Annotated in this window: 16 protein-coding genes and 1 pseudogene; 1 reads left to right on the top strand and 16 read right to left on the bottom strand. The window is 71.4% G+C overall.

Annotated elements, in window-relative coordinates; translation table 11 throughout:
• Positions 1-20: 20 nt before the first annotated feature.
• The 9 genes from ABD52_RS00130 to araB form a co-directional block, all read right to left on the bottom strand.
• Positions 21-1010 (bottom strand): LacI family DNA-binding transcriptional regulator, encoded by a 990-nt coding sequence (locus ABD52_RS00130; RefSeq protein ID WP_030268480.1) that lies wholly within the window; start codon positions 1008-1010, stop codon positions 21-23.
• Positions 1011-1327: 317 nt separating this feature from the next.
• Positions 1328-3403: an RICIN domain-containing protein gene (locus ABD52_RS00125; RefSeq protein WP_047890376.1), complete on the bottom strand. Its 2076-nt coding sequence runs from the start codon at positions 3401-3403 to the stop codon at positions 1328-1330.
• 248 nt (positions 3404-3651) lie between these two features.
• Positions 3652-5154 carry an L-arabinose isomerase gene (araA, locus tag ABD52_RS00120; RefSeq protein WP_013286823.1) on the bottom strand — a complete coding sequence of 501 codons (1503 nt, stop codon included), beginning with the start codon at positions 5152-5154 and terminating at the stop codon, positions 3652-3654.
• Between the two features lie 26 nt (positions 5155-5180).
• Positions 5181-6173 (bottom strand): galactofuranose ABC transporter, permease protein YjfF, encoded by a 993-nt coding sequence (yjfF, locus tag ABD52_RS00115; protein WP_013286824.1) that lies wholly within the window; start codon positions 6171-6173, stop codon positions 5181-5183.
• A complete protein-coding gene (locus ABD52_RS00110; RefSeq protein ID WP_047890375.1) occupies positions 6170-7240 on the bottom strand; it encodes an ABC transporter permease in 1071 nt (356 codons plus the stop codon). Before ABD52_RS00110 ends, yjfF begins: the two co-directional genes overlap by 4 nt.
• Positions 7237-8778, bottom strand: a complete 1542-nt coding sequence (locus ABD52_RS00105) for a sugar ABC transporter ATP-binding protein (protein WP_047890374.1) — start codon at positions 8776-8778, stop codon at positions 7237-7239. Before ABD52_RS00105 ends, ABD52_RS00110 begins: the two co-directional genes overlap by 4 nt.
• 72 nt (positions 8779-8850) lie before the next feature.
• Positions 8851-9846, bottom strand: a complete 996-nt coding sequence (locus ABD52_RS00100) for an ABC transporter substrate-binding protein (protein ID WP_047890373.1) — start codon at positions 9844-9846, stop codon at positions 8851-8853.
• A 97-nt stretch (positions 9847-9943) separates the two neighbouring features.
• Positions 9944-10615 carry an L-ribulose-5-phosphate 4-epimerase gene (locus ABD52_RS00095; RefSeq protein ID WP_047890372.1) on the bottom strand — a complete coding sequence of 224 codons (672 nt, stop codon included), beginning with the start codon at positions 10613-10615 and terminating at the stop codon, positions 9944-9946.
• Positions 10612-12294 (bottom strand): ribulokinase, encoded by a 1683-nt coding sequence (gene araB, locus ABD52_RS00090; RefSeq protein ID WP_047890371.1) that lies wholly within the window; start codon positions 12292-12294, stop codon positions 10612-10614. The genes ABD52_RS00095 and araB overlap by 4 nt, the downstream gene beginning before the upstream one ends.
• Positions 12295-12948: 654 nt before the next feature.
• Here araB and ABD52_RS00085 point away from each other — a divergent pair.
• Positions 12949-14604, top strand: a complete 1656-nt coding sequence (locus ABD52_RS00085) for a glycoside hydrolase family 27 protein (RefSeq protein ID WP_047890370.1) — start codon at positions 12949-12951, stop codon at positions 14602-14604.
• A 59-nt stretch (positions 14605-14663) separates the two neighbouring features.
• Here ABD52_RS00085 and mmsB read toward each other — a convergent pair whose 3' ends face one another.
• From mmsB to rph, 7 genes and pseudogenes are all read right to left on the bottom strand, one after another.
• Positions 14664-15914, bottom strand: coding sequence for a multiple monosaccharide ABC transporter permease (gene mmsB / locus ABD52_RS00080; protein WP_047890369.1), 1251 nt, complete (start codon positions 15912-15914; stop codon positions 14664-14666).
• Complete coding sequence (gene mmsA, locus ABD52_RS00075; protein ID WP_047890368.1) at positions 15911-17449, bottom strand: multiple monosaccharide ABC transporter ATP-binding protein; 1539 nt, start codon at positions 17447-17449, stop codon at positions 15911-15913. Before mmsA ends, mmsB begins: the two co-directional genes overlap by 4 nt.
• A gap of 83 nt (positions 17450-17532) precedes the next feature.
• A pseudogene (gene chvE / locus ABD52_RS00070) lies at positions 17533-18537 on the bottom strand (multiple monosaccharide ABC transporter substrate-binding protein).
• 336 nt (positions 18538-18873) lie between these two features.
• A complete protein-coding gene (locus ABD52_RS00065; RefSeq protein WP_013286834.1) occupies positions 18874-20226 on the bottom strand; it encodes an endo-1,4-beta-xylanase in 1353 nt (450 codons plus the stop codon).
• 185 nt (positions 20227-20411) lie between these two features.
• The gene (locus ABD52_RS00060) at positions 20412-21506 is read right to left on the bottom strand and encodes a 12-oxophytodienoate reductase (RefSeq protein ID WP_047890367.1); all 1095 of its coding nucleotides are present in this window, start codon (positions 21504-21506) and stop codon (positions 20412-20414) included.
• A 42-nt stretch (positions 21507-21548) separates the two neighbouring features.
• Positions 21549-21917: a MerR family transcriptional regulator gene (locus tag ABD52_RS00055; protein WP_047890366.1), complete on the bottom strand. Its 369-nt coding sequence runs from the start codon at positions 21915-21917 to the stop codon at positions 21549-21551.
• A 48-nt stretch (positions 21918-21965) separates the two neighbouring features.
• A complete protein-coding gene (gene rph, locus ABD52_RS00050; protein ID WP_047890365.1) occupies positions 21966-24560 on the bottom strand; it encodes a rifamycin-inactivating phosphotransferase in 2595 nt (864 codons plus the stop codon).
• Positions 24561-24622 lie beyond the last annotated feature (62 nt).

The following is a 24622-nucleotide window of genomic DNA, read 5'->3' as shown; positions in this document are numbered from 1 at the left end:
GGTGAGGGGCCGCTACCGCCTCAGCGGGCGGGCGGCGGGCCGACGCTGCGGCGCGGCACCAGCGTCGGCGCGATCGTCTGCCGCAGCGGCCCGACGGTCTGCGACTCGATCTGGGCCAGGAGCAGGTCCAGGCTCGCCGCGGCGACAGCGCCGAAGTCCGGCCGGACGGTGGTCAGCGGCGGGATGAAGTACGCCGCCTCGGGCACGTCGTCGAACCCGACCACGCTGATGTCGTCGGGAACCCGGCGGCCGTGCTCGTGCAGCGCCCGCAGCACGCCCAGCGCCAGGTGGTCGTTGGCGGTGAAGACGGCGGTGACCTCCGGCATCCGGGCCAGCATCTGCCCACACCGGTAGCCCGCCGCCGCCGACCAGTCGGCCGGGACCAGCGGCGGGATCTCGGCTCCCGCCTGCCGCAGCGCCTCGCGCCACCCCTCGATGCGGCCGGCGCTGTCGAACCAGTCCGACGGGCCGGACACGTGCCACACCGTGCGATGCCCGGCGGCGAGGAGGTGCTCGGTGGCGGCCCGGGCGCCGGCGACCTGGTCGACTGTGACCAGCGGGATCGGTCGCCGCGGGTCGCCGTCGACAGTCACCAGCGGTACGTCCTGGGGCAGCCGTTCCAGCGCCTCCCCGGCGGACTCGACCGGGGCGATCACCACGATGCCGGCGACCCGGTGTGCCAGGTGCCGTTCCACGGCGGCCGAGATGGAGCGGTGGTCGAGGTCGCGGACGCTGCCGACGCTCACCGCGAAGCCGGCCTCGGCGGCGGTCTGCTCCAGCGCCGCGAGCAGCGACGCCGGGCCGTAGAGCGTGGTGTTCTGCGCGACCACGCCGATCACCTGGGACCGGCCGGTCACCAGCGCGCGGGCCGCGCGGTTGGGCCGGTAGCCGAGTTCGGTGATGGCGGCCTGCACCCGTAACCGGGTCTGCTCACGCACGTTGGGATGCCCGTTGAGAACCCGGGAGACCGTCTGGTGCGACACCCCGGCGAGGCGGGCCACGTCCGTCATCGCAGGACCGCGCACGGCCACCTCACTTTCGCCACTGCCCGCGGCCACACCCGGTCGATCTCGACCGGACCGTCCCGGGTGGCGACAGTCTACGCCAGCGGTCCCATCGGTATCGGCACCGTTGATCGCCCGTTCCCGCCGTGGCGGGGCGATATCGGGGAATCGACAGGCGGCTCATTCCCTTCCGTTACGCAGTGGCACGAACAGGCAGCTCGGAGCGGGTGGAATTGCGCCCGGGGTGCGGCATTTCCGGCGATTGCCGGAGCCGCACCCCGGGTTGTCGAAGATGTGTCAACGGCCGCGAATGGTGACCGTTGTCACGGTGTCGTCAGGGAGAACTGCCGCACCGTCACCGCGCCGCCGAGGGATTGGGTGGCGTAGTTGAAGAAGCCGAACCGGTAGCCCATGAAGAACTGCCATGCGTTGTTGAGCGTCAGCGCGTTACCGAGCGACACGAAGTTCACCCCGTCGGTGCTGTAGGAGAACCGCGCCTGCCGGCCCGAGCCGGGCCGGATGTCGGCGTTCACCCGCAGCCAGATCCGCCCGCCGGACACCGCCGCACTGGCGATCTCCGTCCCGGTGCTCGTGGTGTTCCAGTTCGAGCCCGTGGTCAGGCCGTTCGTCATCACCACGCGGGTGGCGCCGTTGTCCCGCCGTACGCCGATCCAGGCCGAGCTGTCCCGCAGCATCGCCAGGCCGGCCCGGTCACCGTCGCGCATGGTCGAGTAGTCCAGCTCGATCGTGCCGGTCGAGGTCGGACCCTGGATGCGGTGGGTGAGCGTGTTGCGGGCCCGGTACAGGTCGTTCGTGACGGTGGCGGTCTGCAACCGCAGGCCGTTGTTCACCGACCATCTGCTGTTGTCCGGGTTGTGGTTCCACTCGTACTGCACGCCGAGCGTGGTGCCGGAGAACGTGTCGGTGCCGGTGAGCGGCTTGACCGGGCGGGTCGGCAGCGGGTTGGGGTAGCTCGCGCCCCAGGCGCCGTTGACGGTCTGCACCTGCGGCCAGCCGTCGGAGGTCCAGGTGATCGGCGCCAGCGTCGGCATCCGGCCGCCCGGGTACGCGTCGGTGAACGCCATGTAGTACCAGGCGCCCGTCTGCGTCTGCACCAGCCCGCCCTGGTGCGGCACGCCGCCACCGGAGATCGGGCCGGGCAGGTTGAGCAGCACCTGCCGCTGCTCGTACGGGCCGAACGGGCCGTTCGTGGACTTCAACACGTACTGGCCGTTGGCCGGCCGGGTCAGCCAGATGTAGTACGCGCCGTTGCGCTTGTAGAAGCGCGCGCCCTCCAGCGTGCCGATGCTCGACGGCGTCTGGTAGACCTGCTGGGCCCGGACCTGGCTGCGCCCGTCGGCGGAGAGCTGGGCCACGCTGATCGTGCCGTTGCCGTACGCGACGTACATGGTGTCGTTGTCGTCGATCAGCATGCCGGCGTCGTAGTAGCAGTTGGGGATGGTGGTCAGGCGGTTCCACGCGCCGTCCACGGCGGTGGCGGTGTAGATGTGGGTCTGCGCGAAGTCGATGCACCCGGCCCAGTAGAACGTGCGGTTGCTCGGCCGGTAGTTCAGCGTCGACGCCCAGATGCCGTCCACGTACGCCTGCTCGCTGGCGCTCAGGTCGTACTTGGTGCCGAACTCCAGCCGTGGCACCGAGTGCCCGGCGAACTCCCAGTTCACCAGGTCCCAGGAACGCAGCACCGGCGCGCCGGGCGAGTAGTGCATGGTGGAGGCGGACATGTAGTAGACGTCGCCCACCCGGATGATGTCGACGTCGGCGAAGTCCTGCCAGACGGCCGGGTTGGTGAAGCTGCCGCCCGGGTTGCCCGGGTTGCCGGGGTTGTCGCCGACGCGGACGAGCTGCCACTGCTGGTTCGCGCCGTTCCAGTCGTCGTACTGGACGATGTTACCGCCGTCGGCGGTGGAGGCGTTCTGCACCTCCATCACCTTGTTCGAGTTCCGGTTGATCAGCCGGACGTACCCGCTGTCGGAGTCGGCCAGCCGGAACTGCTGGTTGGTGCCGCCGTGGTCCGTCCACTGCACCACCGCCACGCCGTTGGCTGTGGACGCGCCGGTCACGTCCAGCACCTTGCCGGAGTGCCGGGACCGCAGCCGGTAGTAGCCACCGCTGGAGTCCACGAACTGCCACTGCTGCCAGGCGCCGTCGTTGCGCGTCCACTGGGTGATCCGCGCCCCGTCGTTCGTCGCCTGGTTGTACAGGTCCAGCGCCTTGCCGCTGTTGCGGTTCACCAGCACGTAGTAGGCGCTGGTGTCCACTGTGGCAGCCGATACCGGCGCGGGCACGGCGCCCACCACCACGCCGCCGACAAGCAGTGCCACCACCCCGGCCAGCAACCGGGACAGGCGTCCACGTCCACGGGACAGTCGAGCCGTCACCACGATCCTCCTTCGTCGACCGGAGCCCGGGCACGGCAGTACGCTCCGACGACGGCAGCGTTATCGCTAACAGCGATGCCCACCCAGGCGGGAGTCGGATCCCTGGCAACTGCGGCGCAGATCGCGCCCGGAACGGCCCGCGAGCGGTGCCGGTGACCCTATCCATCGACTGTGAGCGATAACATGCCGTTCGTCAAGGCGTAACACGGACCCCGCCGCACGGGCGGCCCGAGGCGGCCCGTGGCGGCTCAGAAACCCCGGGCGAGCCGGTAGTACGCCTGGTTCCAGCGCAGCTCGTCCGCGAAGCGGTGGGGGCGCGTCTCGGCGTCGATGACCACCAGCTCGGTCCGGGCCATCGCGGCCAGGTCGCGCAGCTCCTCCATGCCGACGGCCTGGGAGAGGACGGTGTGGTGCGGCCCGCCCGCGGTGATCCACGCCTCCGCCGAGCCGGCCAGGTCGGGCTGCGGACGCCACACCGCGCGCGCCACCGGCAGCCGGCGCAGCGGGTGCGGCGGCGGCACCACGTCCACCGCGTTGGCGACCAGCCGGAACCGCTCCCCCATGTCCACCATGCCCAGCACGACCGCCGGGCCGGGCGCGGCGTCGAAGACCAGGCGTACCGGGTCCTCCCGCCCGCCGATGCTCAGCGGGTGCACCTCCGCGCTGGGTACGTCGGCGGCGATGCTCGGGCACACCTCCAGCATGTGCGCGCCGAGGATCAGCTCCTGACCGAACGTCAGGTCGTAGGTGTAGTCCTCCATGAACGAGGTGCCGCCCGGCACGCCGACGGCCATCGCCTTGAGCGTGTGCACCAGCACCGAGGTCTTCCAGTCCCCCTCGCCGCCGAAGCCGTAGCCGTCGGCCATCAGGCGCTGCACCGCGATCCCGGGGAGCTGGCGCAGTCCGCCGAGGTCCTCGAAGTTCGTGGTGAACGCCCGGAAACCGCCGGCGTCGAGGAAGGCACGCAGGCCCAGCTCCTGGCGCGCCGCGTACCGCAGCGAGTCGTGCCGGTCCCCGCCGGGCCGCAGCTCGGACGCGACGCGGAAGGTGTCGTCGTACTCCTTGACCAGGTCGTCGACCTGCGCGTCGGGCACCTGGTCGACGGCGGCGACCAGGTCGTTGACGCCGTAGGTGTTGACCGAGACGCCGAAGCGCAGCTCCGCCTCGACCTTGTCCCCCTCGGTGACCGCGACGTCGCGCATGTTGTCGCCGAAGCGGGCCAGCCGCAGCGTCCGCACCGCCGACCAGCCGATCGCGGCGCGGGCCCAGGCCGCGACCCGCCCGACGACCCGGGGGTCGGTGACGTGCCCGGCGACGGTCTTGCGCGCCACCCCGAGCCGGGTCTGGATGAACCCGAACTCCCGGTCGCCGTGCGCGGCCTGGTTGAGGTTCATGAAGTCCATGTCGATGTCGTCCCACGGCAGCGCCACGTTGGCCTGCGTGTGCAGGTGCAGCAGCGGCGTGCGCAGCGCGTCCAGCCCGGAGATCCACATCTTGGCCGGGGAGAACGTGTGCATCCAGGCGATCACCCCGACCGCGCCCTGCGCGGCCGCGTCCCGGCAGGCGGCGAGGATGTCCGCGCTGGAGGTGAGGACCGGCTTCCAGACCACGCGTACGGGGATGTCCGGCGACTCGTCCAGGCGCGCGGCGATCTGCCGGGACTGCTCGGCGACCTGCCGCAGGGTGTCCTCGCCGTAGAGGCCCTGGCTGCCGGTGAGGAACCAGACCTCGGGCTGGGGGTGAGTTGCCATGTTGTTGCCTTCCGCGCTAGGAACCGTCACTTGAACCGGATGCCGATGAGGCGCTGGAGGAGGATGAACGCGAACAGCAGGCCACCGATCACGATCTTGGTCCACCAGGAGTTGAGGCTGCCGTCGAACGTGATCAGCGTCTGGATCACGCCCAGCACCAGCACGCCGAGCACGGTGCCGAAGACGTACCCGGAACCGCCGGTGAGCACGGTGCCGCCGATCACCACGGCGGCGATCACGTCCAGCTCCATCCCGACGGCGATCAGCGGCGCGCCGGAGAGCGTGTAGAACGACAGCAGGATGCCGCCGATCGCCGAGCAGAGCCCGCTGATCGTGTAGACGGCGATCCGGGTCCGCGCCACCGGCAGGCCCATCAGCAGCGCCGACTGCGCGTTGCCGCCGACCGCGTACACGTTGCGGCCGAACCGGGTGTACGCCAGCACGTACGCCGCGATCAGCACCACCGCGAACGCGATCAGTACGCTGATCGACACGAAGTTGCCGGCCGGGTCGCCGATGCGCTGCTGCGACATCGAGGTCCAGAAACCGTCGGTGATGGAGATGGAGGCGTCGCTGATGAACGTGCACATGCCCCGGGCGAAGAACATCCCGGCGAGTGTCACGATGAACGGCTGGATCTCGAAGAAGTGGATCGCGCAGCCCATCAGAAACCCGAGCGTCGGGCCGATCAGCAGCGCGATCACCAGCACCAGGGCCGCGGGCAGGCCGTCGCGCAGCAGCGCGGCCGACACCATCGCGGTCATCGCCACCACCGAGCCGACGGACAGGTCGATGCCGCCGGTGAGGATCACGAACGTCATGCCGACCGCGACGACGAGCAGGAAGCCGTTGTCGATGAAGACGTTGAAGACGACCTGGACGTTGGAGAAGGCGCGGTACTGGGACACGCCGATGCCGTACATGACCAGCAGCAGGGCGAGCGTGGCCAGCACCGGGACGTGCCGGCGGGGCAGGCTGGGCCGCCAGGACCGGCCGGTGGTCAACGACGTGCTGCTCATGCCGGCACCTGCTCCTTCTCCCGCTGCGGTGCCGCCGGGCCGGGTTCGGTCCCGCGCCGTCGCCGGCGCAGCCGGGCCCGGAACGCCGGGGCCTGGACGAGGCAGACGGCGATGACGACGACCGCCTTGAACAGCAGCGACGTCTGCGGCGAGATGTTCATGGCGTACACGGTGGTGGTCAGGGTCTGGATGATCAGCGCGCCGAGGACGGTGCCGCCGAGGGAGAACCGGCCGCCGGCCAGTGAGGTGCCGCCGATGACGACCGCCAGGATCGCGTCGAGTTCGATCCACAGGCCGGCGGCGTTGCCGTCGGCGCTGGAGACGTTCGCGGTGACCATGAAACCGGCGAGCGCGGCGCAGACGGCGCTGATCACGTAGACGAGGAAGACGATGCGCCGCGACCGGATGCCGGCGAGCCGGCTGGCCTCGGCGTTGCCGCCGACCGACTCGACGATCAGCCCGAGCGCCGTGCGGCGGGTGAACGCGGCCACGAGCAGCGCGGCGGCGAGCGCGATCAGGACGGCCAGCGGCAGCGTCAGGAAGTGCCCGAGCCCGATCGCCCGGTACGGACCGGAGTTGATCGTGATGATCTGGCCCTCGGTGACCAGCTGGGCGATGCCCCGCCCGGCCACCATGAGGATCAGCGTGGCGATGATCGGCTGGATGCCGATGACCGCCACGAGTATCCCGTTCCAGGCGCCGAGCACGAGCGCGGCGCCGAAGGCCAGGGCCAGCGCGGTGGCCACCGTGGCCGGGCTGTTCTGATCGGCCGCCCCGCTGATGTGCAGGCAGGCGATCGCGCCGCTGATCGCGCAGAGCGAACCGACCGACAGGTCGATGCCGCCGGTGGCGATGACGAGCGTCATCCCGAGCGCGACCAGGATCAGCGGCGCGCTCAGCCGGAGGATGTCGATCGGCGTGCCGTACAGGTGGCCGTTCTTGACCTCGACGGCGAGGAAGCCGGGACGGTAGACGGTGTTCGCGGCGATCATGACCACGAGCACGAGCGCCGGCCAGAACAGGCGGTGGCCGGTCAGCGGGCGGAGGCGGTCGGCGACGGCGGTCATGGGGTCACCTCCTCCCGGGGCGTTCCACTGGCGATGGTGCGCATGACGCGGTCGGCGTCGAGCGTGTCGTCGTTGTCGAGCTGGGCGACCATCTCCCGGTCGCGCATGACCGCGACCCGGTGGCTCAGGCGCAGCACCTCCTCCAGCTCGGCGGAGATGAACAGCACCGCCATCCCGCCGTCGGAGAGCTGCACCACCAGCTTCTGGATCTCGGCCTTGGCACCGACGTCGATGCCGCGGGTCGGCTCGTCCAGGATCAGCAGGCGCGGCTCGGTGATCAGCCAGCGGGCCAGCAGCACCTTCTGCTGGTTGCCGCCGGACAGGTTGCGAACCGGCAGTTCCGGGTTGGCCGGGCGGATGCTCAGCGCCTCCACGTACCTGCGGACCAGTTCGTCCTGGCGGCGGCGCGGGATCGGACGCAGCCAGCCGCGCGCGGCCTGCATCGCCAGGATCATGTTCTCCCGTACCGTCAGCTCCGGAACGATGCCCTCGGCCCGGCGGTTCTCCGAGCAGAACCCGACGCCCTGGCCGATGGCCTGCATCGGGTTGCGCACGGGCGCCCGGCCGCCGTCGAGCCGTACCTGGCCGTGGTCGGCCCGGTCGGCGCCGAAGATCAGCCGCGCCACCTCGGTCCGGCCGGAGCCGAGCAGGCCGGCCAGGCCGACCACCTCACCGGCGTGGATGCGGAGGCTGAACGGGGCGACAGCGCCACGCCGGCCCAGTTCGGCGGCGTCCACGAGCGGGGCCTCGCCACCGGCGTCGACTGTGGCGCGCTTCTGCTGCTCGTCGAGCCGCTCCAGCACGTCCAGCTCCTGGCCGATCATCTTCTCGACCAGGCTGAACTGCGGCAGCTCCTCGGTGCGGTACTCCCCCACGAGCGTGCCGTTGCGCAGCACCGTGATCCGGTCGGCGATGCCGTAGACCTGGTCGAGGAAGTGGGTGACGAACAGGATCGCGATCCCCTCGTCACGCAGCTGCCGCATGATCCGGAACAGCTGCGCCACCTCGCCGGCGTCCAGACTGGAGGTCGGCTCGTCCAGGATCAGCACCCGGGCCTGCACGTCGATCGCGCGGGCGATGGCGACCATCTGCTGCACCGCGAGCGAGTACGAGCCGAGCGGCGCGGAGACGTCGAGGTCGAGATCGAGCCGGGCCAGCAGGTCGCGGGCCCGGCGGCGCATCTCGCCCCAGCGCACCGCGCCGAGCCGGCGGGGCTCCCGGCCGATGAAGACGTTCTCCGCCACCGACAGGTTGGTGCAGAGGTTGACCTCCTGGTAGACGGTGCTGACACCGGCCGCTGCGGCCTGCATCGGACCGGTGAACGAGACCTGCTCGCCGTCGAGCGTGACGACGCCCGCGTCGGTCCCGTAGACGCCGGTCAACACCTTGATCAGGGTGGACTTGCCGGCGCCGTTCTCGCCCATCAGGGCGTGGACCTCGCCCGGGAACAGCCGGAAGTCGACGTCGCGCAGTGCGCGGACCCCGGGGAAGGTCTTGCTGATGCCGGTCATGGTCAGGACCGGACGGTTACCCGTCATCCCATCGGACCTCTTCTTCGACGGTGGTGGTACGGGGGCCGCCGTCGGTTGCGACGGCGACCCCCGGGTGACTCAGTACTTGCGGTTGGGCAGTGCCTCCTTGGCCTGCTCCTGGGTGAACGTGGTCTCCTCGGTCTCGATCCGGGCGGGCCCCTCCTCGCCGGCCTTGACCTTCTTGACCAGGTCCATCAGCTGCGGGCCGAGCAGCGGGCTGCACTCGGCGATGAAGTTGAACTTGCCGTCCGCGAGGGCCTGCATGCCGTCCTTCACCGCGTCGACGGTGATGATGGTGATGTCCTTGCCGGGCTCCTTGCCCGCCGCGGTGATCGCCTCGAGCGCCCCCAGGCCCATGTCGTCGTTGTGCGCGAAGAGCACGTCGATCTTCGGGTTGGCCTTGAGGAACTGCTCCATCACCTGCTTGCCGCCGGCGCGGGTGAAGTCACCGGTCTGCGAGGCGACGATCTTCAGGTTCGGGTTGGCGGCGATGGCCTCGGCGAAGCCCTTCTTCCGGTCGTTGGCCGGCGCCGAGCCGGTCGTGCCCTGAAGCTCCACGATGTTGACCGGGCCGGACGCCGCCTTCTTCTGCTCCACCAGCCACTCGCCGGCGAGGCGGCCCTCCTTGACGAAGTCCGAGCCGAGGAACGTCTTGTAGAGCGACTTGTCGGCCGAGTCGACGGCGCGGTCGGTCAGGATCACCGGGATCTTGGCGTCCTTGGCCTCCTTGAGCACGGTGTCCCAGCCGGACTCCACCACCGGCGAGAAGGCGATCACGTCGACCTTCTGCTGGATGAAGTTGCGGATCGCCTTGATCTGGTTCTCCTGCTTCTGCTGGGCGTCGTCGAACTTCAGCTCGATGCCCGCCTCGGCCGCCGCCTCCTTGATCGAGGTGGTGTTGGCGGTGCGCCAGCCACTCTCGGCGCCCACCTGGGAGAAGCCCAGGACGATCTTGTCGTTGCCGTCGCCGGAACCGCCGCCGGTGTCGCTGTTGCCGCACGCGGCCATGCTGGCGGCGAGCAGCACGCCGGCGAACGCCGCGATGACAGTGCGTGCCGTGCTCCTGCTTCTCATCGATTCTCCTCCGGGGGTTGGATGTTCCGGGCGCGCGACCGGCGGAAACCGGAGCGGCCCGGATGTGGTGGTGGGGGGTGCGCGGCGCGGTCCGGGGTCAGTGCGCCGACGGGCGTTGGCCGTACACGTTCTGGTAGCGGTCGTAGAGCGAGTCGATGTCGGCCGGCGCGATCGGCACCGGCCGGCCGAGCGCGCGGGCCAGGTGTGCGGTGCGGGCCACGTCCTCGCACATCACCGCGGCCTTGACCGCCGCCCGGGCGTCGCGGCCGATGGTGAAGACGCCGTGGTTGCGCATGAGCACCGCCGGTGAGCGGTGCCCGGACAGCGTGCTGACGATGCCCTTGCCGATGTCGTCGCCGCCGATCAGCGCGAACGGCCCGATCGGGATCTCCCCGCCGAACTCGTCGGCCTGCGCGGTCAGCCAGCACGGGATCGCCTCGCCGCGGGCCGCCCAGGCGGTGGCGTACCCGCTGTGCGTGTGCACGACGCCGCCGACCTCGGGCATCGCGCGGTAGACGTAGGCGTGCGCGGCGGTGTCGCTGGACGGGGCGCCGTCGCCGTCGACGACCGTGCCGTTGAGGTCGCAGACCACCATGGCCCCGGCGGTCAGGTCGTCGTAGTCGACGCCGCTGGGCTTGATGACCATCAGGTCCTGACCGGGTACGCGGGCCGACACGTTGCCGGCGGTCCAGGCCACCAGGTCGTAGCGGGTCAGTTCGCGGTGCAGACGGGCCACCGTCTCGCGTAGCGCGTTGACCTGGCTGTTCATCCGACCACCTCCAGGGTCGCGGCGGTACGGTCCGCGGCGGCGTCGACCGCCGCGTTGCGGATCGCCCGCAGGCGGAGCATGACGTCGTTCGCGCCGCGGCCGAAGTGGTCGTGCAACGCGCGGTACTCGGCGTACAGGGCGTCGTAGGCCCGCACGTTCTCCGGTACGGGCCGGTAGACGGCCTCGTCGATGCGCCCCATCGCGGCGGACGCCTCGTGGATCGTCGGGTACGCCCCAGCGGCGACAGCCGCGTGGATGGCCGAGCCGAGCGCCGGGCCCTGGGCGGAGCCGATGATGCTCAGCGGCCGGTTCGTGACGTCGGCGTAGATCTGCATGAGCAGCCGGTTGGAGGTGAGACCACCGGCCACCACCAGGTCGTCGACCGGCACCCCGGCCTGCCCGAACGCCTCGACGATCATCCGGGTGCCGTACGCGGTCGCCTCCAGCAGCGCGCGGTAGACGTCCGGCGGCCGGGTGGCCAGCGTCAGCCCGACGATCATCCCGCTGAGGTCGTGGTTGACCAGCAGGGACCGGTTGCCGTTCCACCAGTCCAGCGCCACCAGCCCGTGCGCGCCGACCGGCTGGGCGCCGGCGGCCTCGGTGAGCCGCTCGTGCGAGTCGAACCCCGCCGGGGCGGCGTGGCGGACGAACCAGCCGAAGATGTCCCCCACCCCGCTCTGCCCGGCCTCGAAGCCCCAGGCGCCGGGGCTGATGCCGCCGTCGACCACGCCGCACATGCCCGGCACCTCGGCCGGGTGGGTGCCGTTGAGGACGTGGCAGGTGGAGGTGCCCATGATGGCGACCAGCCGGCCGGGCCGCAGCGCCTGGGCCGACGCGGCGGTGACGTGGGCGTCGACGTTGCCCGCCGCGACCGCGATGCCCTCGGGCAGTCCGGTCCAGGCCGCGGCGCGGGCGCTGAGCGTGCCGGCCCGCGCGCCCAGCGGCAGCAGCGGACCGTCCAGCTTGGTCACGAAGTCGGCGAATCCGGGGTCGAGCGCGGCCAGGTAGTCCGGCGACGGGTAGCGGCCGTCCTGCCGGATGCCCTTGTAGCCGGCCGTGCAGACGTTGCGGGTCTCGGCGCCGCACAGCTGCCAGACGATCCAGTCGGCGGCCTCGATGAAGCGCTCGGCCCGCCGGTAGACCTCCGGGTCCTCCTCCAGGATCTGCAGGCCCTTGGCGAACTGCCATTCCGCGGAGATCTTGCCGCCGTAGCGGCCGAGCCACGGTTCGCCGCGTTCTTCCGCCAGCGCGTTGATCCGGTCGGCGTGCGGCTGCGCGGCGTGGTGCTTCCAGAGCTTCACCCAGGCGTGCGGGCGGTCGCGCAGTTGCGGGATCTCGCACAGCGGTGTGCCGTCGGCGAGCGTCGGGAGCACGGTGCAGGCGGTGAAGTCGGTGCCGATGCCCACCACCCGGGACGGGTCCACGCCGGCTTCGGCGAGCGCGGCCGGCACCGCGTGGCGCAGCACGTCGCGGTAGTCGTCCGGGTCCTGGAGGGCCCAGTCCGGGGGCAGCGCCGGGCCGCCGTCGGGAAGCGCGGTCTCGATGACCCCGCGCCGGTACTCGTGCACCGCCGTACCGAGTTCGGCGCCGTCCCGGACGCGGACCACGAGCGCCCGCCCGGACAGCGTGCCGAAATCGACACCGATCACGTACCGGTCGGACGCGTCCACTTCGCTCATTTGCACCTCCGCCGTGTCACGGAGTTAGTGTTAGCGCTCACATATACATCCGTCAAGACACCTCCGGGCAACAGCTACGTAACGAGGAACCACCCTCGCCGGACCACCGCGGCCGGGCGGCACGGACCGGCGGGGCCGCACCCGGAGGAGATCCACACGGACGCGCTCCCGGTCCGGCCCCCGAGTCCCGGCGAGCGCCTTGTTAGCGACAACAATCAATGCCTTAGTGGATCGTCGTGCCGCCGCGATCGGCGCGGCGGGCCCCCGGCCCGCGGAGAGAGCCTCCCGAGGTCGCAAAGCGCCCCTCAGCGGCACTTTTCCCGGCGCCTACACCCGCGCGAACGGTCGCCGACACGGGCCGGGCGGACCGTCACGCTATTTACAGGGTTTGATGTCAGCGATAACATTCTCGCCATCCCTGCTTCGTGGCGCCGCCGTCCGGGAAACCCCGGCGCCGCAGCCGGGCGGCGACGCGGACGGCGACCCCGTCGACCGCCGGACCCACCACCCACGAGCGCCCGCCGGTGACCGGCCGGCCCCTCTCCACTGCCGTGCCGCGTACGTCCCCGCGCACCCCGGGCGACGCCGCGCGATCGGCGGGCCGCTCCCAACCGGACGCCGGCACGGCCGGCGCCCGGCGACCGAGGAGGATCAGTGCGCAGATGGACCCGACGGACGCTCGCCGTCCTGGGCGTCGCGGCGGTGGCGCTCGCCGCGACAGTCACCGACCAGGCCGTGGCCCCGCGTCCCGCCCGGGCGCTGGACAACGGCGTCGCCCGTACCCCGCCGATGGGGTGGAACACCTGGAACACCTTCGGCTGCAACATCAACGAGACCCTCATCCGCCAGACCGCCGACGCGATCGTCAGCAACGGCCTGCGCGACCTCGGGTACAAGTACGTCGTCGTGGACGACTGCTGGTTCGACCCGAACCGGGACTCGCAGGGCAACCTCCAGGCGCACCCGCAGCGGTTCCCCAGCGGGATGAAGTCGCTCGGTGACTACCTGCACGCCCGGGGCCTGCTGTTCGGCATCTACCAGGTGCCGCTGGACAAGACCTGCGCCCAGGTCGGCGGCGCGTTCCCCGGCGCCACCGGCAGCCTCAACCACGAGTACCAGGACGCGCGGCAGTTCGCCGCCTGGGGCGTGGACTACCTGAAGTACGACTGGTGCTCGTCCACCGGCACGATCAACGACCAGGTGGCGCGGTTCGGCATCATGCGCGACGCGCTGGCCTCCACCGGCCGGCCGATCGTCTACAGCATCAACCCCAACAGCTACCACGCCAAGACCGGGCCGCAGCGCAACTGGAGCGACGTGGCGAACCTCTGGCGGACCACCGAGGACATCACCAACGCGTGGAACACCGGTCAGACGAACGGCTACCCGATGGGCATCCAGAACATCGTCGACGTCACGGTGCCGCTGGCCGGGTACGCCGCGCCCGGCGGGTTCAACGACCCGGACATGCTCGAGGTCGGCCGAGGGGGCATGAACGACACGGAGATGCGCAGCCACTTCGCGCTCTGGGCGGTCCTGGCCGCGCCGCTGATGATGGGCAACGACGTACGGTCGGCGAACGCGGCCACGCTGGCGATCCTGCGCAACGCGAACCTGGTCGCGATCAACCAGGACACGCTCGGCCGTCAGGCGGCCCAGGTCTCCTTCGACGGCACCCGGCGGGTGCTGGCCAAGCCGCTGGCCAACGGCGACGTGGCGGTCGCCCTGTTCAACCAGGGCAGCTCGACCACCACGGTCTCCACCACCGCGGCGGGGGTGGGCAAGAGCGGCAGCTCGTTCACGCTGCGCGACGCGTGGACCGACGCCACCTCCACCAGCACCGGCACGATCTCCGCCAGCGTGCCCGCGCACGGCACCGTGGTCTACCGGGTCAGCGGGGGCGGCACCACCACGCCGCCGCCGGTCCCGACCACGTTCCGGCTGCGCAGCGAGTCGTCCGGCCGGTGCCTCGACGTGGACAACGCCGGCACCGCGAACGGCACCGGGACGCTGGTCTGGGACTGCCACAACAACGCCAACCAGCAGTTCACCGCCAGCGGACAGGCGTTGCAGGTGCTGGGCAAGTGCCTGGACGTGCCGACGAACGCGACGGCCGGCACCCGGGTGCAGATCTGGGACTGCAACGGCGGCACCAACCAGCAGTGGACCGTCAACGGCAACGGCACGGTGAGCAACGGGCGCTTCCCGTCGCTGTGCCTGGACGTCGACAACGCGGGCACCGCCAACGGCACCCGGGTGATCGTCTGGACCTGCCACGGCAACGCCAACCAACGGTGGAGCCGGGCGTGAGCGGCTACGGCCGGTGAACGGCGGCCGGCCGGACGAAGGGGCGAGCGTCCGGCCGGCCGTCACCGGGCGCCGGCGGCCCGGCGCTTGTTCCAGATGTCGAACGCCACCGCGACGAGCAGTACCAGGCCCTTGACCACCGACTGGACGGACTGGTCGACGCCCATGAGCTGCATCCCGTTGCTCATCACCGCCATGATCAGGCCACCCACCATGGCGCCGACCACGGTGCCGACGCCACCGGTGACGGCCGCGCCGCCGATGAACGCCGCCGCGATCGCGTCCAGCTCGAACATGTTGCCCGCCGCCGGCTGGGCCCCGTTGGACCGGGACGAGTAGATGACGCCCGCCACGGCGGACAGGAAGCCCATGTTGACGAAGATCCAGAAGTTGACCCGCTTCACCCGTACGCCGGACAGCATCGCCGCGGGCAGGTTGCCGCCGATGGCGTACACCTGGCGGCCGAACACCGTACGGCGGGTGAGCAGGCCGTAGACGAGCACGAGCACGGCGAGCACGATCAGCACGATCGGCAGGCCCCGGGCGTGGGCGAGCTGCCAGGCGAACCACATGACCACGGCGCCGACCACCACGATCCGCAGGACGAACAGCGGGAACGACTCCACCGGCTGCTCGTGGCGCACCCGGGCGATCCGGGTCCGGAACACGCTCACCGCGTACCCGACCACGGCGAAGGCGCCGCTGAACAGCGTGAAGGCGTCGTAGCCCTGGCCGCCCAGCAGACCGTTGAGGAACCCGGCGGCGACCCGCTGGTACTCCTCTGGGAACGGCGACAGCGAGATGTTGTCCAGCACGCGCAGCGTCAGACCCCGGAACAGCAGCATGCCGGCCAGGGTGACGATGAACGCCGGGATGCCGGCGTACGCGACCCAGAGCCCGTGCCACGCACCGACCGCGACGCCCACCGCGAGCGCGGCCAGGACGCCCGCCCACCAGGGCATGCCCTCGCGGATGACGAGCACCGCGGAGACCGCTCCGGTGAGCGCCACCACCGATCCCACGGACAGGTCGATGTGGCCGCCGATGATCACGATGACCATGCCGATCGCGAGCACCAGGATGTAGGAGTACTGGAGGACGATGTTCGTCAGGTTGCCGGGGCTCAGCGAGACGCCGTCGGTGAGGACCGCGAACAGCGCCACGATCACCACCAGGGCGATGTAGATGCCGCTCTGCCGGAGGTTGCCCAGGATCAGCGCGCGCGGATCGCTGGTGCCGGTGTGCAGGGTCGCCGCCGCGCCGGTGTCCGGCGCGGCGATCTTCGTGGCGGGGGGAGGCTTCGTGCTGGTCATCGGACGAGATCCCTGTCCTTGGTCATGAGTTCCATCAGGTTCTCCTGGGTGGCCTCGGCCACCGGCATCTCCCCGGTGATGCGGCCGGCCGCCAGGGTGTAGATGCGGTCGCACATGCCGAGCAGCTCGGGCAGTTCGGAGGAGATGAGCACGACGGCCTTGCCGTCGGCCACCAGCCGGTTGACGATCGTGTAGATCTCGAACTTCGCGCCGACGTCGATGCCCCGGGTCGGTTCGTCGAGGATCAGCACGTCCGGGTCGGTGAACAGCCACTTCGCCAGCACGACCTTCTGCTGGTTGCCGCCGGAGAGCTTGCCCACCACCGACATCACGGTCGGCGCCTTGATGTTCATGTCGCGCCGGCCCCGCTCGGCGACCTGGATCTCGCGGTTGCCGTCGATCCAGCCGTGCCGGGCCAGCTTGTCGAGCGCGGCGGCCGAGACGTTGCCCCGCACGTCGTCGATCAGGTTGAGGCCGTAGTGCTTGCGGTCCTCGGTGGCGTACGCGATGCCGTTGGCGATGGCCTCGGCGACAGTGCGCGCCCGTACCTCGCGGCCCTTGACGAACAGCCGCCCCCTGATGTCCCGGCCGTACGCCCGGCCGAACACGCTCATCGCCAGCTCGGTGCGCCCGGCGCCCATCAGGCCGGCGATGCCGACGACCTCCCCGGCCCGCACGTGCAGCGAGGCCCGGTCGACGACCAGGCGGTCCTGCGTCGGGTGGCGCACCGACCAGTCCTCGATGCGCAGCACCTCGTCGCCGGGGGTCACGCTGCGGGTCGGATAGAAGGCGGCCAGGTCGCGGCCGACCATGCCGCGGATGATCCGGTCCTGGGTGACGGCGCCGTCGGACATGTCCAGCGTCTCGACGGTACGGCCGTCGCGGATGACTGTGGTCGAGTCGGCGACGGCGGTGATCTCGCCGAGCTTGTGCGAGATCATGATGCAGGTGATGCCCTGGTCGCGCAGCCGGCGCATCAGGTCCAGCAGGTGCGCGGAGTCGACGTCGTTGAGTGCCGCTGTGGGCTCGTCGAGGATCAGCAGCCGTACCTTCTTGGACAGCGCCTTGGCGATCTCCACGAGCTGCTGCTTGCCGACACCGAGCTGGATGACCGGGGTGACCGGGTTCTCGTGCAGCCCGACCGACCGCAGCAGCGCCGCGGCCTCCGCGTTGGTCCGGTGCCAGTCGATGAGCCCGCCGCGGCCGCGGCGCTCGTTGCCGAGGAAGATGTTCTCGGCGATCGACAGGTAGGGCACCAGCGCGAGTTCCTGGTGGATGATGACGATGCCGCGGGCCTCGCTGTCCTGGATCCCCCGGAACCCGACCGGCTCGCCGTCGAAGACGATCTGGCCGTCGTAGCTGCCCGCCGGGTAGACGCCGGACAGCACCTTCATCAGGGTCGACTTCCCGGCGCCGTTCTCACCGCAGATCGCGTGGATCTCGCCACGCCGTACGGCGAGCGAGACGTCCTGGAGCGCGGTCACGCCCGGGAAGGTCTTCGTGATGCCACGCATCTCGAGGATGTGATCGCTCATGGATATCCGTCCTGCTCGTGGTCGTGGTGTCCGGAGCGGACGGGCCCGGTGGCGCGGGCGGCCGCCGGGCCCGTCGCCGCGGATCAGCCGGCCCGGCCCGCGGCGACCTCCTGCTCGGTCAGGTAGCCGGAGTCGATCAGGACGGACTTGATGTCCTCCTTGTAGACGGTCTGCACCGGCAGCAGGAACGCCGGCACGACCTTGACGCCGTTGTTGTACGCCTTGGTCTCGTTGGCCTTCGGCTCCTCCTTGCGCAGGAACGCCTCGGCGGCGATCACCGCCTGCTCGGCCAGCAGCCGGGTGTCCTTGAAGACGGTCGAGCTCTGCACGCCGTCGTTGATCAGCTTGACCGAGGCGACCTCGGCGTCCTGGCCGGTCACCACCGGCATCTTCTTGGCGCCGCCGCGGTAGCCGGCGTTCTGCAGCGCGGTGATGATGCCGCGGGACAGGCCGTCGAACGGCGACAGCACGCCGTCGACCTTGCTGCCGTCGTTGTAGCTGGAGGTGAGCAGGTCCTCCATCCGCTTCTGCGCGGTCTCCTACTGCCAGCGCAGGATGGCGGCCTGCTCGATCTTGGTCTGCCCGGACTTGACCTTCAGCGTCCCGGCGTCGAAGTACGGCTTCAGCGTGTCCATCGCGCCGTTGAAGAAGAACCCGGCGTTGTTGTCGTCGAGCGAGCCGGCGAACAGCTCCACGTTGAACGGGCCGGTGGCGGTGCCCTTGGCGCCGTCCTTGGTGAGCAGGCCGAGCCCGACCAGGAGCGCGTTGGCCTGCGCCACGCCGACCTTGTAGTTGTCGAAGCTGACGTAGAAGCTGACGTTCGGGCTGTTGCGGATGAGCCGGTCGTAGGAGATGACCGGGATCTTCGCCGCCGCGGCGGCCTGGAGCTGGCCGCTGAGCGCGGTGCCGTCGATCGGGGCGATGACCAGCACGTCCGCGCCCTGCGTGATCATCTGGTCGATCTGCTGCGACTGGGTCGGGATGTCGTCCCCGGCGTACTGGAGGTCGACCTTGTAGCCCTTGGCCTGGAGCTTCTCCTTCACCGAGTTGCCGTCGGCGATCCACCGTTCCGAGGTCTGCGTCGGCATCGAGACGCCGATCGTCAGGTCGCCGGGCTTGGCCGAGCTGGTGTCTCCGCCGCCTCCCGCGCCCTCGCCGCTGCAGGCGGCCAGGCTGATCGCGAGCGCGGCACCGCTGAGTGCGGCCAGAAGTCGTCTGCGCACGAGCGTCCTCCCTGTCGTGGCGGTCCCTGTGACACAGGTAACCCTCACGGGGAGTGTTAACGCTCACAAGTTGCCCCGTCAACCAATCGCGCGAAATGCGCATGTCTCTTTCTCGTAACAGAGACGACAGTCCAGGTCGGACGGGACGACGTGGCGGAACACCGCGGGGGCGACGGCGCGCCGCCCCCGCGGTGGCCCGGCTCAGGTCGCGGAGCAGGTGGGCGTCATGCCCGATCCGCTGCCGTTGCCCTGGAACCCGAACTCGGTGCTCTGACCGGCGCCGAGCTGGCCGTTGTAGCTCACGTTCGCGAACCGCACCGTGCCGCTGCTCCCGCTCGCGGTGGCGCTCCAGGTGTTGGTGATGCTCGCGCCGCCCGGCAACGTCATGGTGACGGTCCATCCCCGGGTGCCCGACGAGCCCGCGGTCACCTTCACCGTCGCCACGAACCCACCGGTCCAGGAGTTCAGCGACACCGAGGCCGAACACCCGCCCTGACCCGGCGGCGGGGTGGTCGGGTTGTTCGGCGGCGGCGTCGTGGTCGGCGGCGGGTTGTTGCCGCCGGCGTTCAGCGCGTCGAGCACCGCGTTGTACGCCGCCTTCTTGTTGCCCGCGCAGTCGAACAGCAGCGCGTTGTCCGAGCCGCGCCACGAGTCGCAGTCCCGCACGCCCCAGACCGTGATGCCGGTGCAGCGCGACACCGCCAGGCAGGCGCGGGTCACGGCGGCGTAGATGTTCGCCTGGTTGCCACCGGTCATCACGTCCAGCTCGGTGATCTGCACCTCGACGCCCAGGTCGGCGAAGCGCTGGAGGTTGGCCTGGTAGTCGCCGGGGATCGTGGTGCCCAGGTGCGACTGGAAGCCGACGCAGTCGATCGGCACGCCGCGCGACTTGAAGTCGCGGACCATGTTGTAGATGCCCGTCGACTTCGCGTTGATGCCGTCGGTGTTGTAGTCGTTGTAGCAGAGCTTCGCGCCCGGGTCCGCGGCGCGGGCCGCCCGGAACGCCGCCTCGATCCAGTCGTTGCCGGTGCGCTGCAGGTTCGAGTCGCGGCGCCCGCCGCTGCCGCCGTCGGCGAACGCCTCGTTCACCACGTCCCAGGCGTAGATCTGCCCGCGGAAGTGGGTGGCCACCTGGGTGACGTGGTTGATCGCGGCGTTGCGCAGCGCGCTGCCGGACAGGCCCTGTGCCCACGACGGCTGCTGGGCGTGCCAGAGCAGCGTGTGCCCGCGCACCGACATCCCGTTCGCGCGGGCGTGGCTGACCAGCCGGTCGCCGCCGGTGTAGCTGAACCGCCCCTGCTGCGGCTCGGTGGCGTCCCACTTCATCTCGTTCTCGGCCACCACGGAGTTGAACTCGCGGTTCAGCACCGTGGCGTACGTGTTGTCGGACAGCTTGCCGGTGGCGACGGCGGCGCCGAAGTAGCGGCCCTTCTCGGCCGCCGCCGCGCGCAGCGTGGTGCCGGCGCTCGCGGCCGGCGCCAGGGCCACCGCCATCCCGGCGGCGAGCGCGCCGGCCAGGATGCCGGTGGTCAGCAAGGCTCTCTTTCGTCTCATGCGGATTCCTCTTCCGGGGGGTTGCGCGATGGTGGTGGTGCGACTCCCCGACCCCGCGTCCGGTGGCGGTGGTGTCGAGGTACGACCAGCGCGGCTCGCCCGGTGAGCCTTGCGGCGCTCATGCCCTGCCATCGACTGTGAGCGATAACATCCCCCGGCGTCAACCCCTTCGGCTCATCCCGGCCCTAGGGGTACACGTCCTCGTGCGCCTTGCGGTAGTCGACGATCTCGCCCAGCCGTCCGGCGGCGGCGTGCGTCACCCAGGCCGGGTTGCCCAGCAGCGCGCGGCCCAGCGCGACCAGGTCGAACTCCCCGTCTGCCAGCCGCGCCGCCAGGCCCGCCACCGACTCCGGGCCGTCCGGGCGCAGGAAGTCCCGCCGCAGCCCGACCGAGCCGACGGTGATCGACGGCAGGCCGGTGAGACGCTTCGCCCAGCCGGCCAGGTTCAGCGGCGAGCCGGGGAACGCCGGCTGCCAGAAGCGGCGCTGCGAGGCGTGCAGCACGTCCGCGCCGGCCTCGGCGAACGCGCCGAGGATCTGCGCCAGCTCACCCGGGGTCTCGGCGATCCGCGCGTCGAACGCCCGCTCCTTGAACTGGGAGAACCGCACGATCACCGGGTGACGCGCCGGGACCTGCGCGCGGACCGCGCGCACCACCGCCGCCGGGAACGCCGCCCGCCGCTCCGGCGAGCCGCCGAACGCGTCGGTCCGGCGGTTCGTGTACGGCCACAGGAACTCGTCGAGCAGGTAACCGTGCGCGGCGTGGATCTCGATCGCGTCGAACCCGGCCCGCACCGCGACCTCTGCTGCATTCGCGTACGCCGCGAGCAGGGTGTCCACGTCGGCCGCGGTCATCGCGTACGGCGCGGGGCGGCCCGGCTCGCGTACCCCCGAGGGTGTCCACGCCGGACGGCCGTCGACCGGTTCGCGCAGGCTGCCCAGGTGCCACAGCTGCGCGGCGATCCGGCCGCCGGCGGCGTGCACTGCCTCGACCACGTCCCGCCAGCCGGCCTCGGCCGCGCCGGCGGTCATCCGGGGCACGGTGTCCTCGTGCCCCGCGCTGGGATGGTCGACCAGCACACCCTCGGTGACGATCAGGCCGATGCCGGCCGCGGCGCGGCGCCGGTAGTAGTCGGCCATCTCCGGCGTCGGCACGCCGCCCGGCGCGCGGTTACGGGTCATCGGCGCCATCACGAAGCGGGACGGCAACGGCAGCCCGGCGACGGTGACGGGTTCCAGCAGCGGCGTCACCGGCGATCCGGTGTCCAGGGTCGCGTTCATGACCCGACGCTAGGAGTTGACACCGGTGTCAAGGGCAAGCGCTCAGGCGGCCGGATCCCGGGTGTCCTCGGTCACTGTCATGTCGGACACCACGTCGTCGAGCACCGCGACGGCGTGCGCGAGCCATGCCATCTCGGCTGTCATCCGGGTCCGCTCCTCGCGCAGCCGGTCGGTGAGCCACGAGGTGCGGACCTCCGGATCGGTCACGCAGGGCAGCAGCTCGGCCATCCGGCGGCTGCTCAACCCGGCGTCGAACAGCCGCTGGATGAGCCGGACCCGGTCCACGGCCGACTCGGCGAAGACCCGCTGCCCGCTCGCGGTGCGCACGGCGGCGAGCAGGCCCTGCTGCTCGTAGTACCGGATGGACCGGGCGCTCACCCCGGTACGCGCCGACAGCTCCCCGATCCGCATCGCGCCTCCCCGCTCGCCGGACCTCCATCATCGGGCATGCCGCACCGGTCAGGACAGCAGCTCGACGTACCCGTCGGTGCCGTGCACGCGGATCCGCCCACCGTCCGGGATCAGCCGGGTCGCGTCCGGCACCGCCACCACTGCGGGCAGGCCGTACTCACGGGCGATCACCGCGCCGTGCGTCATCAGCCCGCCAACCTCCGTCACCAGGCCCGCGACGGCCACGAACAGCGGCGTCCAGCTCGGGTCGGTGTGTGCGGTGACGAGGATGTCGCCCGGCTCCAGGTCGGCGCCGGCCAGGTCCGCCACGACCCGCGCCCGCCCCTCGACGACGCCGGCCGAGACCGCCAGCCCGGCCAGGGCGCCCGGTGGCACGTCGTCGCGCCGGTACGAGCCGTTCAGCGCCTCGCCGTCGGAGGTGAGCACCCGGGGCGGGGTGAGCGACCGGTGCGCCCGGAACTCCTCCCGGCGCCTGCGGATCAGCGCGGCGTCCACAGAGCCGGTGGCCGCGACCTCGCGGAACTCGTCGAAGGTGAGGTAGAAGGCGTCCTCCGGACCGGCGAGCACACCGGCGCGCACCAGCCGGCCGGCCTCCGCCATGAGCGCCTGCTTGTAGACGGCGTAGCGGCTCACGATGTCGTACTTCGGGTACTCCCGGTAGCCGGCGAACGTCCGTACCCGCTCGATCACGGCCTGCGTCTCGGCGGCCCTACGCTCGCCGTCGGGCAGCGCGCGCAGGCGGTCCAGCACCTCCCGGGCCTTCGCCTCGGCCCGCTCCCGGCCCTGGGCGAAGCGGCGCGCGGCGGCGCCCGGGGCGAAGGTGCGGACGTTGTCCAGGATCAACGGGACGAGCGTGGCCGGGCGCTCGCTCCATCGTGGCCGGGTGATGTCGATCTCGCCGACGCAGCGCATGCCGTACCGGTCGAGGTAGCCGGCGATGGCGTCGCGCGCCCCGACGCCGCCGGGCAGCTTCGGCAGCTCGTCCAGGAACCCGTCGTCGGCGGCGTCCCGCAGGAACGCCACCACCTCGGGGTACGCGCGGACCACGTCCGCCACGTCGAGCAGCGCCAGGCCCATCTCGGCGGTGACGTTGCCGGGCGCGGAGAGAGTGAGCGTGTCGGCGGCGTCGCGTTCACCGAGCCACTCCCCCAGCTTGTCGTTGAGCCACCAGGTGGCCTGCATCCCCGCCATGATCACCTGGGCGCTCACCGGATCGGTGAGCACCCGCTTGTGCTCGGCGAACGCCTCGATCAGGAAGTCGAACAGCTCGGGCCCGGAGCGGCCGCGGACGTCGCGGCGCAGGGCGGCGATCGACTCCCGGCTGCGCTCGACGAGCGTGGTGACGATCGCCGGGTCGGTGTCGATCGAGGGCGGCGGGCCGCCCACGGGCGGGCCGGCCGGGGCCGGGTCCGGCGCGGCCGGTACGACGTCCCGGGCGAGGACCGTGTCCAGCGCGTCCCGGGTGAGCGGGTCGGCCCGGCCGATCATGCCCAGGAACGCGGTACGACCCGCCGCCGTGGACAGGTGCGGCGTGGCGTCGACGAACAGCCGCCCACCCGCCTCGTGCATCGGCGCCATGGCGGTCAGCCGCCACATCGACAGGCCCAGCGGCTTCATCGCGTCGGTCATCATCTGCTGGTGGCCGACCGACAGGTAGACGCGGAACCGCCCGTCGGCGGCCGCCGGCACCGGGAACAGCGTGGTGATCGGCCGGCTCTGGAGGATGTGGATGTCGTCGCCGGTCAGGGCCCACTCGATGTCCTGCGGGCACCCGAAGCGCGCCTCGATCCGCCGTCCCAGCGCGGCGAGGCGTACCGCCTGCGCGTCGGTCAGCGCGGGCTGGGCCTGCCGCGCCGGGTCGACTGGCGTCTCCCGGGTGCCGCCGCCGGGCACCGCGTGCACCGCCCGCGCCTTCGCGCCGATCGTCCGGCCGGCCACCGCGCCGTCGCGCACCGTGAAGACGTCCGGGTTCACCAGGCCGGAGACCAGGGCCTCGCCGAGACCGAAGCCGGCCTCCACCGACACCACCGTCCGGTTCCCGGTCACCGGGTCGGCGGTGAACATGATCCCGGCCGCGTCCGGGACGACCATCAGCTGCACCACCACGGCCATGTCCACGGCACGGTCGTCGATGCCGTGGCGCCGCCGGTAGGTCACCGCCCGGTCGGTGAACAGCGAGGCCCAGCAGCGGCTCACGTGCCGCAGCACCTCGGCCGTGCCGACCACGTTCAGGTAGGTGTCCTCCTGGCCCGCGAACGAGGCGGTCGGCAGGTCCTCGGCGGTCGCGCTCGACCGCACGGCGTACGCGGCGTCCGCGCCAAGCCCGGCCAGCGCGGCGGTGACCGCCGCCGCGACGTCGCCCGGTAGCGCGGTCCGCTCGACGACGCGACGCACCTCGGCAGCGGCCGTCCGGAGCGCCGCCGGGTCGTCCGCGTCCGCGCGGGCGAGCCGGTCCAGCGGGCCGGCCAGCGCCGGCGTCCGCGCCACGGCCAGCCGGAAGGCGTCGGTGGTGACGCAGAAACCCGGGGGTACGCGCACCCCGTCGATCCGCGTCAACGCCCCCAGGTGCGCGCCCTTGCCGCCGACCGCGGCGATCCGCGTCTCGTCGACCTCGTGCAGTTGCCACACGTACCGTCCGGTCATGCCGTGCCCCCGTTTTCGCAGCTCGACCCGCATCGGCCGCTGATTCTGCGGCATCACCGGGG

Source organism: Micromonospora sp. RV43 (genome assembly GCF_001029515.1).
Taxonomy (GTDB): domain Bacteria; phylum Actinomycetota; class Actinomycetes; order Mycobacteriales; family Micromonosporaceae; genus Micromonospora; species Micromonospora aurantiaca.
Note: the sequence above shows the minus strand (reverse complement) of the source record. Positions and strands in the feature narration are given on the sequence as shown.